Below are 14,924 nucleotides of genomic sequence, written 5' to 3' on the forward strand. Positions count from 1 at the left end.
ACGGTGACCAGCCATTGACAACTCGTAATGATAAATATATTATTTAATTATTAAAACAGTCTCGTTATGAAGAAAACGATTTTATTTGCAGCCGCCTTTGCTGGAGTGTTGTGCAGCTGCTCTCAAGATGATGTTGAAACATCAGGTTCGCTCGACTCGGCAGGCCTTGAGCCTATAAAGATTGGCGTGTCGTCACACGGTTCCGTGGCCACGCGCGGCACGGGAACGGTCGGCGGCGTCGAGGGCGACAACGACTGGGCCGGGCAGAGCTTCAGGCTGTATATGTTCAACAAGGGAACGGTGGTGCCCGCCACCGAGTCTGACGGGCATACCGCCATTTACGAAAACTACGACTTCAGGGCGCCGGGCTCCGGCGAGTCGGGCGTTGCCACTGCCTTCGACCAGTCGGTGAAGTATTACCCTACGTCGGGTTCGTTTGACTTCGTCGCCTACCGCATAGACGATGCAACAGGTACGCCGGCCGTGCCCACAGCCGTGGGCAGCGACCCGGCAAACCCCGACAGCATTGTCATCGGGGTGAAGATAGACGGCACGCAAGACATCATGAGTGCAGTGGCCGTGCCCTCCGACGAGGAGCTGGCATTGCTGTCGTCGTATCCCGACAGGTATTACTCTTCTTATTCGGCACACCGCGGGGTCAACCCCAACCTGCTGTTCCGTCACTTGCTGACACGCCTCAACTTCCAGATCATTGGCGGCAACGAGGCATCGTGCGTCAAGGCAGGCGAGGCCGCCGGCCAGGAGACATGCGTGAGGGTGACAAAGATCGAAGTGCTGTCGAAGTCGGCAGGAAGCCTGACCATAGCAAAGGCCGGCGGCGACAGGACATCGGCTGGTTCGTTGCAGTTTGACAGCGAGGTCGATACGCTGGTGCTCATGCAGCGCCCCGAGGGAGCTTCCGACAATGTAGACCTCGAGCCGATGGATGTGGTGATGCCAACGTGGAACTCGATATCCAACAGCGGCAACGAAGTGCAGGCCGGCGACGCCATGCTGGTGGCTCCCGACAGGTCGTATGAAGTGAAGATCACGTTGAGGCAGCGTGTGCAGACAGGGGTAGACGGCAGCGACCGCCCTGTGATGGAAGACAAGGAACTCATAGTGAAGGATGTGATAAGCCTGTCTTCATCGTCGTCGGCAGCAGGTTTCCTTGCCGGCAACTCATATAACGTGAAGATTGTGGTGTATGGCCTTGAGAAGGTCAACGTCAACGCAACGCTGACGCCATGGACCGAGGGCGAAGACATCTACCTCGACCCGATAGACGGTGCTGCGTCTCTTGCCGCACAGGGCGAGTGACGGTGATGGCCGGGCCTGTGCCCCACCGGCTATCCTGCAGGCCCACTTACAACAAACAACATTGCAACTGAAATGAACATACGTTTTTACTCTTTGGCGCTGACCGTGGTGGCCATGCTTTCATCGTGCAGCAACGATGAGGGCATGGCCGCAGGCGGCGGCACCAGCCACAACCCGGGCGACGTGGCGGTCAGCCTTGCCGCTGCGGGCCTGACGCGCGCAAGCATAGAGTCGGGTGCCGACGGCTTGTTTGAGACCGACAGCATCGGAGTGTTTGCCTTGGCCAGCGGCGTCTTGCCCGGTGTGTCGGCCGACGGCGGCTTGGCATGGGCCACCGACGGCGGGTGGGGTGGCAGCACGGTGCTGCTGGATAACGTGGCCGCCAACGCCAGGCGCTCGCCCGACGCCACGCATACGGACATGGCATTTGCCGACGGCCCATATTTCTATCCGAACGATGGCGTTTACAGCTATTCGTTCTATGCATACCATCCTCGCACCAGCAACGTAGAGGCAACCGACTCCACTCGTGTGGCAGTCATCAGGCTTACGGGCAAGGAAGACTTGATATACGGCAAGGCCGTGGGCAGCGACCCGGAGGCTTTCAGCGCCATTTATTTCAGGCGGCCAGGCAACGAGGGCAATGTGCCATCGGTGCATTTTGAGCACAAGCTGATGCGCCTGACGTTTACGGCCCAGCCCGTGGCAGACGCCGACGGGCAGTTTGATGCCGTTTGCGACATGGCTATAGACAGTGTCAAGGTGATAGGGGTGCCGGCCGAGGCACGGCTGACGGTGGCCGACATGGCCGACGGCAATGAAGATGGCAAGGTGTCTTTTGACTGGGCCGACAAAGCGGCGATGGAAGACTTCTTGCTGCTCGACACAGGCGACAGGCCGCTTGAGCATGGCGATTACTTCATGCAGGTGGCCGACGGCAAGCCTGTCGAGATGGCCGTTGGACAGGGCATCATGCTTCCGGTGCCCCCGGCAGGGGCCGGACAGCACCGCTACCAGGTGGCCGTGACGCTGAGAGACAGGCTGGGCAACGTGTACCATGGGGCCCCGCAAGAAGTTGGGCTGCCCGGCGGCAGGGCCTTTGAGGCCGGCAAGTCGTACAATGTGAAACTGGTTGTCGGCATGGGCCTCGACACCTTGTCTGCCGCGAGGCAAGCCCGGCGCTGCGCCGGCATAATGGATATCGTAGAGGCCCAGGGGCAGTGACTACCCCAGGCCTGAGCAAATCATGCCGGCCGCCGGCGTTCCCTCTGGCGGGAAATAACAAACAGATAACTGAAAAAGAAAAATGAATAAACTTGTCTTTGCCGCCTTGATGGCTTTTGCCTGCACCACGTCGCGTGCGCAGATGGTGGCAGTGAGCACAGATGTGTTGATGGATGCATTGCAGACCCCGTCCGTAGGGGCCGAGCTGGTGGTGTGCGAGCGCTCTTCCATCAGTCTCAACCTCTTTGGCAACCACAACCCCTGGGGCAAGACTATGAAGATTGTCGGCATACAGCCCGAGTGGCGTTACTATTTCTCAGGGCGCCCCATGCACCGCCATTTTGTGGGCGTCGGGGCATTGGGCACCCAGTACGACATCACGTGGAAGGGCAAGGTGTATGACGGTTATGCCGTAGGCCTGGGCCTGACGTTTGGCTATGTCATACCACTATCGAGCAGGGTGAACATCGATTTGCACGCCGGTGTGGGATTGGTGGCTTACAGGCAGAAGGAGTATTTTGAGTCGGACAACTATGACCAGGACTACAGCTACGGCGGGACGGCACAGGCCAACGCCAGCGGCTATTGCCTGCTGCCAACGCGCATAGGTGTGTCTGTGGTGTACATATTAAAATGAGTTTCATGGTTTTTGGGATAAAGGTATTTAGATTCTACGCTGTCGTTGTCGCCATGGTGCTGTCGTGCGTTGGCGTCGGCAATGCGGCCGCACAGGATGCACCCATGCATGTGTCGTGCCAAGTGGCCAAGTTGACCAACAACGGCAAGACATACTCGCAGGTAAGGTATGCCACGTTCAAGTCGTTGAAGCGGGCTATAAAGGTGAAGAACAGCCTTGTGGAGGCCGTGGCTGCCGTAAACGCCATCGGTGCCACGGGCGCAGAGATAGACAATGCCATCGTTGCCAGCGGGGCCTCGTGGAAAGACTCGCGCCCCAATGGCTCGTTCGACCTCTCGGTCATGGCAGGCCAGGCCGTCGTGGTGTTCTGCGACGAGGAAGAGGCCGAGGTGTTTGAGATTGTTGAGGGCAAGACGCGGTACGACATCGTGGTGCGCATGCGGCGCGCCTTGCGCGACATCATTGTCGACGGGCGCCGTAGGATAATAAAGCCCACATTCAAGAAGGTGCCGAGCATGGACACCGGCTATGAGACACAGTTTAGCGTCAACGTAGTGTTGCCTGAAGGATGGACCAAAGACAACTCGCGCCTCATCATACAGCCCATGGCCATTGACTGCCAGACGGAAGACACCATAGCTTACTTGGAGCCCATGGTGTATGAGGGCGGCGAATACCACAAGATGCAAGACAGGCGCATGCGCTTTGACTATTATGGCAAAGACCCGCTGGCCTTTGCTTACAAGGATGCCGTGGTGCTGGCCGATGGCGAGCCTTTTTCGATGGACACCACTGTGACGTTCAAGAAGCCCGACAAGGACAAGACCTACAAAGGGGCTTATTACTGCGTGCTCGAGGATTTCCATCGTGAGTATTATAATAATGGTGGCGAGGGCACGGGGTCGTGCCTGGCTTTCCGCCCGTTCAAGTTCCTCGACCTGTCTGTGGCTTCGGCGCCACTCGACATAACTGACTTCAAGGTTGAGGCCGAGTCGCAGTTTACCACAGTGCCACGCAACCTTATGCTTACTTTCGAGGTTGGCACCGACAGGCTCACTACCGATTCGCTGAATGACGTTGAGTTCCGCAAGCTCATCGACGAGCTCAAGTCGTATGGCGACAAGCTGTTCCGTGTGCGTGTCGAGGGGTCTGCCTCGCCCGATGGCATCTATGAGAGCAACAAGGCGCTGGCAGGCAAGCGTGCAGCCCGTGCATTGTCAATAATAAAGAGCGGCCTCGGCCCGGGCGCCGACGTGCAGTTGCCGGCGCCGACGGTGAAGGTGTATACGTGGCAGGATGTTGTTGCCGAACTCGAGGGCAACGGCACGGACACGGCCATTGTGTCGATGGTTCGCAACGTTGTCGCAACGACCGACAGCCGCAGGGTAAACTTTGCTTTGCGCAACTTGCCGTTCTACGCCTCTGTCATTCAACCCGTCTTGGCGGGCCAGCGCATGATGAAGTGCTCTTATTCATACGAGCGCGACCATGTGATGACTCCCGACGAGGCTGTCGAGGCTTATTACAGTTTCAAGCCCGACTACATCGCAGGGAAGAAACGGTTCTCTGACGGAGATTATTACAATCTCTTTGCTACGGTCAAGGACAAGGCCGAACTCGACACAATAACGGAGATGGCTTACCGCCAGATCACCGCCCAGCCCGGATACGACAAGCTGCGTTTCGCACCGTACGTGGCCAACAGGATGGCTTTGCTCAGCATGAGGCGAGGCGTGCCCGACCCGAGAATACTGGCCCCGTTCATAGATTACACCGACAGGCGTGTGCCAGCAAGCAAATATGAGGGTGGCGTGGCTGTGCGCAAGAACTTGCGCGAGATGCTCATCAACCAGGCTATAATATATTTCCAGGAGCAGAAACTCGACACTGCGCAGTATCTTGTAGACTGGGCTCCCAAGGATTCAATAACGTCGAAGCTCGAAAAGTTTATCCACTTTGAGCGCTATTTCATCAAGTATATACAGGGGCAGTGCACCCCCGAGGAGGAAAAGATGTGCAATGAGGCTTATGCTTATGTCATGCAGTCGAGCGCAGACAACAGGGCCATCATCTTTTCGGAGCTCCATTCTCAGCTTAACAAGACCCGACAGGAGGCAGAGGCCTTGGTCGACAAGATGGACGATTCGAATGCAAAGAAGTGGTATCTGAAGGGATTGCTTTGGAGCGAAGAGGCCGGCAAGGAGCCTCCCGTGGGAATAGCCGACGACGGATTCAGGGAACTTTCCGACGTAGAGTTCATGAAACTTCAGAACACCGACCCCGCTGCAGCGGTAAAATACACGGAGGCTCTTGAGAGGCATGCCAAGTTGCAAGAGGCTGCCGGCACCGACCGTACGCCGTTCTTCCTGGCTTATTTCCAGCACAGCTTCGACCTGGAGCCTAAGTACAAGAGCCTTTATGCCAACGAGGGAAACGTTAGCGACGACATTCGTGAGAAATATCCATACGATGACGACAAGGCCGACGCCTACCGCCGTAAGTTCGACATGCTTTACGCAGCGTCGCGCAGCAAGGCGGCCGGCAATGGAGCCGGCTTCGGCAGCGCGCCTTCTTCCGGCAGCGATGCTGAAGCGCCAGCCGTTCAAGACAAACAAACAGAGGAGACAAAATAGTAAGATGAAGTTAATGTATATTCCTGTATCTGTGGTGATGCTATTTGGGTCGTGCTTTGTCCCAATGGCGTTGGCCGGCTCGGTGTCGGGGCTTTTGCCGGCCCATGGCTGTGGCGTTGCGGCCGTAAGGAAGCTGCCCTGCACCGTGGCCGACTCTGTCGGTTCCGAAGCTTCGGGGCCGGTGGCCGGCAGTGGCGCCGCCGCCGACACCGTGGCATCGAGGCGCGGTGGCAAGGGGACAGGCTTCAATGCCCTCGACTATGTCATGGAACGCCGTTACCTTGACCGTGGGTCAGAGCTCAGCTCACCATGGTACAGCCGTGTGTTCCTTGAGGGAGGCATCGGTGTCGAGAAGATGGTGCCGCCAACCGACGACTATGGGTTCGGCGCATTGGCGTCGGTGCATTTCGGAGTGGGCAAGCGGTTGGACCGCCTGAACACATTGAGATTGATGCTACACGGCGACTTAGGCTACCAGCAGGGCAACAACCTCATGTTGGCAAAGGGAGGCGGACGCTTTGATTACCTTTTCAGCTTGTCTTCTTATTTTGACGGCTATGCCCCGACGCGCCCGCTCGACGTGTCGTCCGTCATCGGCCTTGGCGCACAGTTGTCACGCCAGCGCTACAAGCCGGGCTGGCGCAAGTCTTTGGAAGGTCACTTCGGCATACAGTTTAAGTTTTACACAGGGCCCCAGGCATTCATCACATTCGAGCCTTACGTAGGCATTGGCACCGACCAGATGGATGTCAGCGAGACGCTCAACTGGCGTAAGTACGACTTTTTCTACGGCGCCGGCATAAGCTATGTCTATTATCTTGGCAATACCATACCCGAGTCACTGCGTCGCAAGCTGGCGCGTGAGCTGCACGGCGACGGTGCCCTGCAGCCCGACTCTACTCCTTCGTCGTGGCGAAAGCCGTGGTTCATGGAACTGTCGGCCGGGCCACATTTCATGGACGCGTCGGGTGACGAAGGCGTCTCTGTGGGTCACGAGACGTCGGTGTCTGTCGGCAAGTGGTTGTCGCCGGTGCTCGGTCTACGGCTTACGGCTTCATTGCGTTCGGCCCGGTCGTCAAAGTCGGAGGTGATGAGTGGCACCGCTTCGTACGACGAACTGTACCACAAGTTCTACGGTGGCGCCCGCCTCGATGCCCTTGTCAATCCCCTTGGGTTTTCCAAGCGGTTCTCATGGGATTCCCGTTTCGGCTTTTATGTGCTGTTCGGCGGAGAACTTGGCCGTGTATTGCGTTACGAGCCATCCGAGCGCCTTAACCGTTTTTACGGCTCGTGGGCGTTGGGCGCCCATGCCTGGGCACAGTTGTCGCCCGGCCTTCAGTTCTTTGTGGAACCGCGTGGTGCATGGTATGTGTACGACATTCCTTATTCAGACGCAGAGCGCAGCATGAGATGTACCGACACAGGGTTCTCGCTTAACATGGGCCTTACCGTGACCACGGCCAACCGATTGCCTAAGTCGCGCCGTGTCAGCGGGGTGCTCGACAGCCGCTTCAGTGTCGGTGCCGGCATGGGGACAAGCCTCAGATATACGCGCTCGGCGCTCGACGGCGCCGGCATGGGGTTCAACGCCCAGCTATGGGGTGAGTTCCGCATCGACCGCTTGTCGGCTGTGCGTGCATCGTTTGACTATGAGTCGGTGCCCACACTGCACAAGACAGGGTTCTACGATTATGCGCCTGCCGATGCCGCCGGCAACTCCAGTCGCACGTGGCGTTCGGGCGTATGGCGCCGTCGCTATGGCATGGGCATAGTGTCGCTGGACTATTCGCTCGATTTCACCGAGCTTATGGGAGGCTACATGCCCGGGCGCGTATTCAGTGCCGTGGCATATGCCGGCCCCTCGCTGTTTATGCTTTGGGGAGAGTCGGCTTCGCTGCATCAGTCAGAGTCGTTGTCCGAGGGCCACAGCACTGCGCTGGCAAAGCCTGTTGACAACAAGACTGTGTTTGGCGCCAACGTAGGCGTGCGCCTCACTGCCCATGTCACGCCCAATTGGAGTGTCTATCTTTCTCCGACCCTTTATGTGTGGCGCAAGTTTGACTTGCCCGGCATCAACTTCCTTGGCACAAAGCATCTCGAGACGTTAAACCTCGGTTTGCAGTATGATTTTTAGTTCCGTGTTTGTTCCAAAGCGTTATGATTATTAAGTTCTTCAGATTATCATTGGCTGCAGTCGTGTTTGCGGCTTCGTTGCCTTTGTCGGCCCAGAGCGACCCCGAGGCCGCCATGGCAGCCTTAGACAGCGTGGTGCGCAAATACTCTCATTACAAGAATGTGCTTGACCCGTACGTAGAGAAGATATACAAGAAGTTTGACAACAACAGCGAAGTCATCACCGGCATTGCGAAGGCTTATTATTCGTTTTCGCGCCCTGAGGGTCAGATGTATTACACGTTTGTAACGCGCGACAGTGCCAACGCATATAAATACATCAACCTGGCCATAGCCAACGACCGTTCTTATGTGCCGGCATATATCCACGGCGGCGACATACAGCTGACCATGGGCAACCGCGATGCAGCCCTCGACTGGTACAGGCGTGCCATCGCAGCCGACAAGTTTGTGCCCGACGGCTACCTGTCTTACCTCGACGTGGCACTCGATGCCGATTCTTCTGCGGCTGTTTCGACCATGTCGTCCATTCGCGACTGCCTGCCCGCTTACCCTGTGGAGCTGGCTGTTGCCCGGGCCTACGAGCGGAGGTCTGACGTGAGGCGTGCCATCGGCTTTTACGACAAGGCCGACAGGGACAGCATGGATGTCGACGACCTTGTGAGTTATGCCATCTACCATTACCTGTTGGGCAATTTCGACAGCAGCCTTGGCGTGGCCCTTTATGGCCATGGCCGGTTTCCGGGCAATGCGGCCCTTGACCGTCTGGCATTCTGGAACTATACCGACTTGAAGAAATATGATGAGGCCCTGGAGTTTGCCGGTCTCCTGTTTCATGATGCCGACACCGCCGACATTCAGTCGAAAGACTATCTGTACTACGGTTATGCTTACCTTGGCAAGCAGCGTTACGCCGACGCTGTAGACATGTTTGGCAAGGTGGCTTCGTTTGACGATGCCACAGAGAAAGACAAGGTCACGGCCATGCAGGAGATTGTGAAGGCCTACAGGGAGCTTGGCGATTACGACAAGGCCGAGGTTGCGTGCTTGGCTTATATAGACAAGCGCCAGAAAGACAGTCTGCTTTCTGCTTACGACCTTAACCTGCTGGCTGAGATATACATAGAGAAGGGTGACACTCTTTCTGGTGAGGGGCGCGCTGAGGCATGGCGCCGTGCCGACTCGGTGCTGACGGTCATGTCGGAGCGTTTCCCTGCGAATGCCGACTATGCCCTATACCGCCAGCTTACATTGGCCAACGGCCAGGACCCTGAGTCGGCCAAGGGGCTTGGCGTGCCTTATGCGCAACGTCTCATTGCCGTTGTCGAGGCTATGCCCGATCGCACGAGCCTTGCCGACGAGCGCATGAAGGCAGCCTGCCATTACCTTGGTTATTACTACACCTTTGTGGCCAAGCAGCGCGCCCGCGGCCGCGTCTACTGGGAGATGGTTCTCGAGATAGACCCCGACAACAATGCAGCCAGGACAGTGCTTGGCTTGAAGTGATGGGCGGTGCTTGTTGGTGTGCGCCGCAAGCCTGTCAGGGCTGTGGCGTCACCGGGCGGTACCACCTTGAGTATTCCACGTAGTGTTGGGCGAAGCTTTCCGCCTGTCCTTCGCGCGCCATCTTGATGAACTTGGCCGGTACGCCGCCCCACAGTTCGTGGTCGCCTATCTTTGTGCCCTGAAGAACCAGGGCGCCGGCTGCCACGACGGCTCCGCGGCCCACCTCGCATCCGTCGAGCAGTGTGGCTCCCATGCCTATGAGGGCCCCGTCGTTGATGGTGCAGGCATGCACCGTGGCGTTGTGGCCGATGGTCACATCGTTGCCTATCACAGTTGGGCCTGTGGTGTTGGTCACATGGATGCAGGCTCCGTCTTGCACGTTGGTGCGGTGGCCGATGGTTATGGGGGCCACGTCGCCACGCACCACGGCGTTAAACCAGATGGAGCACTCGTCGCCCATGGTCACCTCGCCCACGATGGTGGCGTTTTCGCTGAAGTAGCAGTCTTTACCCCAATGGGGTGTCAGTCCGTTGATTGGTTTTATCAGTGCCATTTCTTTTGCGTTGTTGTTTATTTGTTTGATATTGCAAAATTAGTTTATTTTCCTCAAAAGCGTGTCGTTTTGTTTTGCGCTTTTCGGGATATTTATTAATTTTGGGTTTGCTTAGAATATTATCTTATGTTAGAGACAGGACTTTCACACACAAGCAGTGTGGTCGTCAGCGACGCCAACACTGCCATCGCCCTTGGTTCGGGCGACATGCCGGTATTAGCCACACCAGCCATGCTTGCATTGATGGAAAATGCTGCCATGCTTGCCGTGGCAGCAGAGTTGCCCGAGGGTAGCACTACTGTTGGCGGGCAGATTTCGTCTTCACACCTTGCGCCGTCGCCTGTCGGGGCTGAGGTGAGGGCTCGCGCCACTCTCGAGAAGATAGACGGCCGCAAGCTTTACTTTAATGTCATAGCTCTTCAGGGCGACAAGGTGATTGGCGAGGGAACTCACCTGCGCTTTATTGTTGACCGCGAGCGGTTTATGGCGAAGCTGTAGAGTAGGAGGCTTAGGAGGCCTGGGAAGCCTGGGGCTTTTAGGGAGCTTAGGAGGCTTAGGGCTCTTAGGAGACTTAGGAATCCTAGGAAGCTTAGGACTGCTGTTTGTAGTTTGTAAGCGCGGGGCACCCGTTACCTTGGCTCCTGTGAGCGAGAGAGGGGCGGCTGAGTGGGCGTTGGGTTGCTTGCTCCTTGATATGGCCGGATGTTTCCTCTGTGCTATAAGGCGCTTTGCGCATCTCGATGTCTGCTGTGCGCGGATATTACTCAAATACCTACCGATAAATGACAAGCCTATGATTGACCCGAAGCGTGACTTTATTCCGCTGACACAAAACTATGACCGGTTGAAGGCGTATCAGAAGAGTGAGTGTATATATGATGTCACTTACTATTTTGTACATCGCTTTCTTGGCCGGGGTGATCGTACTGTCGACCAGATGGTGCAGGCTGCACGCAGCGGTAAGCAGAATATTGCTGAGGGCGTTGAGGCCGGCGCGACGTCGTGCGAGACTGCCATTAAGCTTGTGAATGTGGCCCGTGCCAGTCTGCAGGAGTTGCTACTTGACTACAAGGACTATCTGCGGGTTCGCAACCTTGACTTATGGTTGCCTGGCTCGGATAAATATGAGCAATGCCGTAGGGCTTGCATGGCTCACAATGACTCCGCTTTTTATCGCAAGGCTATTGCTGTGCGCACCGATACTGCCATCGCTAACATTGCTATTACGCTGATTTATCAGGCTGATGTGTTGCTGCGCGGTTTGGTAGAGAGGCTGAAATGCGACTTCGTTGAGCGGGGTGGCATAAGGGAGGAGATGACGCGTGTGAGGCTGCAGAGCCGAAAAGGGAGGAAGTGAAGAGGGGATTTTAGGAAGACTAGGGAGGATGGGGGGCTTAGGAAGCTTAGGATTTTTAGGAAGCTTAGGAGGCTTAGGAGGCTTAGGAAGCTTAGGAGGCTTAGGAAGCCTAGGAAGCCTAGGAAGCCTAGGAAGCTTAGGAGGCTTAGAGCACTTGGGCGGCGTATTGGGGGCGCCGGTTGGCAAAAAAAAATGGCGCGGGCAATGTGATGCCTGCGCCATTTTTTAGTTGTTTTATCTTGCTGGATGTTGATTACAGGTTGGGGTTAACCTTGCTCCACTCCGAGATGGCCGGAACGATGTTCAGTGTAACCAGCTCGTCGCGCATCTTGCAGAGGTGCTCGTAGCTTGCGTCAAGCTTGGCGTTCTCCTCGGCAGTGCCCTGCGGAACCTCATAGTGTGCACCGGTGGTGTCGAGCGTGGTGGCCATGGCCATCATGATGTGGTTGTACTTGTCGTTGCTTACGTATGTGCCAACAGGGTACTTGAACGGCTCGCCGCCCATGACGGCACGTATCATCTCTACCGACAGGTAGGCAGGGCTCTGGAATGAAGAGCGTCCGCGGAGCTCGATAATCTTGGCACCGCCTTGTGTAACGTCTTTCTTCATCTGCTCCCACTCAGCCTTGGGGAACTCGTCGGTGCCGATGATGTCGGTCAGCTTGCGGCCGTCGATGGTCACGTGTGAACCGAACACAGCCATCTGCTCGCCGTGGCCTCCGTAGGTGGCGCATCCCTTAACCTCGCTCTGCATCACGTTGAACTTCTTTGCCAGGGCGCTCTGCAAGCGTGTTGAGTCGAGGGCGGCCAGCGTTGTCACCTGCGATGGTTTCAGGCCGGAGTACAGCAGTGTAACGAGTCCGGTGAGGTCGGCCGGGTTGAAGATGATGACCACGTGCTTAACGTCGGGGCAATACTGCTTGATGTTCTTGCCAAGACCCTCGGCTATCTCGCAGTTGCCTTTCAAGAGGTCTTCGCGGGTCATGCCGGCCTTGCGTGGAGCTCCGCCGGATGATATGATGTACTTGGCATTGGTGAATGCTTCCTCGGGGTCGGTGGTGGCTGTGATCTTCACATCGCCGAACCCGCTCTGGCGCATTTCCTCGGCAACGCCTTCCGGTGAGAACACATCGTAAAGACAGATGTCACTTGTCAGGCCCATGGTGAGGGCTGTCTGAACCATGTTTGAGCCGATCATGCCGGCTGCGCCTACGATTGTCAGTTTTTCGTTAGTTAAAAATGCCATAATCTTTATTATATAATGATTAAACGTTCCTGGTCACTCAAATTCAGCGCAAAGTTAAGAAAAAAAAGTGTATGCTGTGTGTTTATATGGGCTTTAATTTGTTATTAATTCTGAAAAGTAATACCTTTGTAAAGTCTAATTTACAATTTCACGCGATGGATGATAACATTGAAAACAGATTGACTGAGTTGCGGGAGGTGATGAGGCGCGAGCGGCTCGACGCCTTCATCTTTCCCAGCACCGACCCTCATTGCGGCGAGTACGTGCCCGACCACTGGAAGTGCCGCGAGTGGGTGAGTGGCTTTGGCGGTTCGGCCGGTACGGCGGTGGTGACATTGGACGCTGCCGCCCTGTGGACCGACTCGCGTTACTTCATAGCTGCCGAGGAGGCCCTTCGCGGCACCGGCTATGTGCTCATGCGCGAGCGTGTCGACGGCACTCCCGGCGTTGCCGAGTGGATAGCCCGTAAGCTTGCCGTGAGCGGTGGCACGGCGGCCGGCATCGACGGCATGGCTGCGCCTGCCGCTATGGTCGATGCCCTTGCCGCCGAGCTCCGCAGCCGGGGCGGCATCACCCTGCGCACCAACTTCGACGCCCTGGCGCCGGTGTGGACTTCGCGCCCGCCGTTGCCCCGCGGTGTCGTTGAAATCTACCCCGAGAGCCTGGCCGGCGAGACGGCCGTGTCTAAGCTGTCGAGGCTGCGCGCGGCCCTGCGCGCCGACCACGCCTGCGGCATGCTTATGTCGTCGCTCGACGACATTGCATGGACGCTCAACCTGCGCGGCACCGACGTTCACTGCAACCCCGTCTTCGTGGCTTACCTGCTGATGGAGGGCGACCGCACGACGCTCTTCGTCGACCAGGCCAAACTCTCGCCCGAGGTTTCCGCCTACCTTGCCTCTGTCGGTGTGGGCGTGGCCCCGTATGCCGACGTGGCCCGGGCCTTGCGAGCCTACGGCGAGTACAGCCTGCTCATGGACCCCGCCGCCACTTGCCACACGCTGTTCAACGCCGTGCGCGGGGTCGAGGTGGTAGGGCTGCCGTCGCCCGTGGCAGCCATGAAGGCCGTGAAGACCGGCGCCGAGATCGAGGGCTTCCGCCGTGCCATGCTTCGCGACGGCGTGGCCATGGTTCGCTTCCTGCGCTGGCTGCGCCCGGCTGTCGAGGCCGGCGGCCAGACCGAGATGAGCGCCGCGGCCCGCCTTGAGGCCTTGCGCGCCGGGCAGCAGCTGTACCGCGGGCCGTCGTTCGACACCATTTCGGCATACGCCGACCACGGTGCCATAGTGCACTACGAGCCCACACCGGCCACCGATGCCCCCTTGCGCCCCGAAGGGCTGCTGCTCGTAGACAGCGGCGCTCAGTATCTCGACGGCACCACCGACATCACCCGTACCATCGCCCTCGGCCCGCTCACCGACGAGCAGCGCCGAGTCTACACCCTTGTGCTCAAGGCCCACATAGCCCTCGAGCGCGCCGTCTTCCCCGACGGGGCCTCGGGCACGCAGATAGACGCCATAGCCCGCGAGCCGCTATGGCGCGAGGGCCTCAACTACCTGCATGGCACGGGCCACGGGGTGGGCTCGTACCTCAACGTGCACGAGGGCCCCCACCAGATACGCATGGAGTGGAAGCCGGCCCCGTTGCGTGCGGGCATGACCGTGACCGACGAGCCCGGAATATACCTCGCAGGGCGTTTCGGCGTGCGCACTGAGAACACACTGCTCATCGTTCCCCATGCCGAGACCGAGTGCGGCCGCTTCCTGGCCTTCGAGCCGCTGACGCTGTGCCCCATCGACCGCGAGCCCATAGTGGTCGAAATGCTCACCGCCGGCGAGCGCGAATGGCTCGACGGCTACCACGCCACGGTCTACGAGCGCCTCTCGCCGTTGCTTACCGCCGACGAGTGCAGCTGGCTGGCCCGTGCGTGCGCTCCGCTCTGACCCACAGCTGCGGGGCGGCCCGGCCGTGGCCGCGCCCGTGGCTGTAAAATGTTTTTCACCTTCCGAAAGCCGTCCCGCCCGTTGGCCAACTGCCTGGTTTGCAGTGTGCCATCCGGGCAGGGCGGCTTTTGCTGTGCAATACGGCCGGTTTCACGTTGTGGAACGGCCCGTCTTGGGTTGCAGCACGGCCCGTTTCGGCCGACAATATGGCCTTTTTTATAAAGTGTAATTTAAATTCGCAGCCGTGGGCCATGGCCGCCGCGGCTTGCAGTGCCGCCGTGGCAGCCACATGCCGCAGCTGTGGCGCGCATGCCAAGGTTTCCCCCACGGCTCTCACCCCGGCAGCCTTAGCCCTGTCTCTTATACACATCT

Annotated in this window: 11 protein-coding genes; 9 read left to right on the plus strand and 2 right to left on the minus strand. The window is 57.9% G+C overall.

Going from position 1 to position 14,924, the window contains the following annotated elements:
• The first annotated feature begins 66 nt into the window (after positions 1–66).
• The 6 genes from H6B30_RS12850 to H6B30_RS12875 all read left to right on the plus strand — a co-directional run bounded on the left by H6B30_RS12850 (position 67) and on the right by H6B30_RS12875 (position 9,453).
• Positions 67–1,320 (plus strand): fimbrillin family protein, encoded by a 1,254-nt coding sequence (locus tag H6B30_RS12850; protein ID WP_205111237.1) that lies wholly within the window; start codon positions 67–69, stop codon positions 1,318–1,320.
• A gap of 72 nt (positions 1,321–1,392) precedes the next feature.
• Positions 1,393–2,544, plus strand: a complete 1,152-nt coding sequence (locus tag H6B30_RS12855; RefSeq protein ID WP_205111239.1) for a fimbrillin family protein — start codon at positions 1,393–1,395, stop codon at positions 2,542–2,544.
• Between the two features lie 82 nt (positions 2,545–2,626).
• Positions 2,627–3,181: a DUF3575 domain-containing protein gene (locus tag H6B30_RS12860; protein ID WP_239484022.1), complete on the plus strand. Its 555-nt coding sequence runs from the start codon at positions 2,627–2,629 to the stop codon at positions 3,179–3,181.
• A gap of 5 nt (positions 3,182–3,186) precedes the next feature.
• Entirely contained in the window at positions 3,187–5,814 is a 2,628-nt protein-coding gene (locus H6B30_RS12865; protein WP_205111241.1) for an OmpA family protein, read from the plus strand.
• A 4-nt stretch (positions 5,815–5,818) separates the two neighbouring features.
• Positions 5,819–7,948, plus strand: a complete 2,130-nt coding sequence (locus H6B30_RS12870; RefSeq protein WP_205111243.1) for a hypothetical protein — start codon at positions 5,819–5,821, stop codon at positions 7,946–7,948.
• Between the two features lie 23 nt (positions 7,949–7,971).
• Complete coding sequence (locus H6B30_RS12875) at positions 7,972–9,453, plus strand: tetratricopeptide repeat protein (protein ID WP_205111245.1); 1,482 nt, start codon at positions 7,972–7,974, stop codon at positions 9,451–9,453.
• A 34-nt stretch (positions 9,454–9,487) separates the two neighbouring features.
• On the opposite strand, the gene H6B30_RS12880 is transcribed toward H6B30_RS12875, so the two are convergent.
• A complete protein-coding gene (locus tag H6B30_RS12880; RefSeq protein WP_205111247.1) occupies positions 9,488–10,006 on the minus strand; it encodes a gamma carbonic anhydrase family protein in 519 nt (172 codons plus the stop codon).
• 126 nt (positions 10,007–10,132) lie between these two features.
• Here H6B30_RS12880 and H6B30_RS12885 point away from each other — a divergent pair, with 126 nt between their 5' ends.
• The gene (locus tag H6B30_RS12885; protein WP_205111249.1) at positions 10,133–10,504 is read left to right on the plus strand and encodes a thioesterase family protein; all 372 of its coding nucleotides are present in this window, start codon (positions 10,133–10,135) and stop codon (positions 10,502–10,504) included.
• 295 nt (positions 10,505–10,799) lie between these two features.
• Positions 10,800–11,363, plus strand: coding sequence for a four helix bundle suffix domain-containing protein (locus H6B30_RS12890; RefSeq protein WP_205111251.1), 564 nt, complete (start codon positions 10,800–10,802; stop codon positions 11,361–11,363).
• Positions 11,364–11,616: 253 nt separating this feature from the next.
• On the opposite strand, the gene H6B30_RS12895 is transcribed toward H6B30_RS12890, so the two are convergent.
• The gene (locus H6B30_RS12895) at positions 11,617–12,609 is read right to left on the minus strand and encodes a malate dehydrogenase (RefSeq protein ID WP_205111253.1); all 993 of its coding nucleotides are present in this window, start codon (positions 12,607–12,609) and stop codon (positions 11,617–11,619) included.
• A 155-nt stretch (positions 12,610–12,764) separates the two neighbouring features.
• On the opposite strand from H6B30_RS12895, the gene H6B30_RS12900 reads away from it, so the two are divergent.
• A complete protein-coding gene (locus tag H6B30_RS12900; protein ID WP_205111255.1) occupies positions 12,765–14,552 on the plus strand; it encodes an aminopeptidase P family protein in 1,788 nt (595 codons plus the stop codon).
• The last annotated feature ends 372 nt before the right edge of the window (positions 14,553–14,924 follow it).

Source organism: Marseilla massiliensis (assembly GCF_016899955.1).
Lineage (GTDB): Bacteria > Bacteroidota > Bacteroidia > Bacteroidales > Bacteroidaceae > Prevotella > Prevotella intestinigallinarum.

Bases quoted from the DNA above. Each gene is read 5' to 3' on its own strand.
- H6B30_RS12900 (WP_205111255.1), top strand. From the start codon at position 12,765: ATGGATGATAACATTGAAAACAGATTGACTGAGTTGCGGGAGGTGATG.
- H6B30_RS12865 (WP_205111241.1), top strand. From the start codon at position 3,187: ATGGTTTTTGGGATAAAGGTATTTAGATTCTACGCTGTCGTTGTCGCC.
- H6B30_RS12855 (WP_205111239.1), top strand. From the start codon at position 1,393: ATGAACATACGTTTTTACTCTTTGGCGCTGACCGTGGTGGCCATGCTT.
- H6B30_RS12885 (WP_205111249.1), top strand. From the start codon at position 10,133: ATGTTAGAGACAGGACTTTCACACACAAGCAGTGTGGTCGTCAGCGAC.
- H6B30_RS12895 (WP_205111253.1), bottom strand. From the start codon at position 12,609: ATGGCATTTTTAACTAACGAAAAACTGACAATCGTAGGCGCAGCCGGC.
- H6B30_RS12870 (WP_205111243.1), top strand. From the start codon at position 5,819: ATGAAGTTAATGTATATTCCTGTATCTGTGGTGATGCTATTTGGGTCG.
- H6B30_RS12880 (WP_205111247.1), bottom strand. From the start codon at position 10,006: ATGGCACTGATAAAACCAATCAACGGACTGACACCCCATTGGGGTAAA.
- H6B30_RS12890 (WP_205111251.1), top strand. From the start codon at position 10,800: ATGATTGACCCGAAGCGTGACTTTATTCCGCTGACACAAAACTATGAC.
- H6B30_RS12860 (WP_239484022.1), top strand. From the start codon at position 2,627: ATGAATAAACTTGTCTTTGCCGCCTTGATGGCTTTTGCCTGCACCACG.
- H6B30_RS12850 (WP_205111237.1), top strand. From the start codon at position 67: ATGAAGAAAACGATTTTATTTGCAGCCGCCTTTGCTGGAGTGTTGTGC.
- H6B30_RS12875 (WP_205111245.1), top strand. From the start codon at position 7,972: ATGATTATTAAGTTCTTCAGATTATCATTGGCTGCAGTCGTGTTTGCG.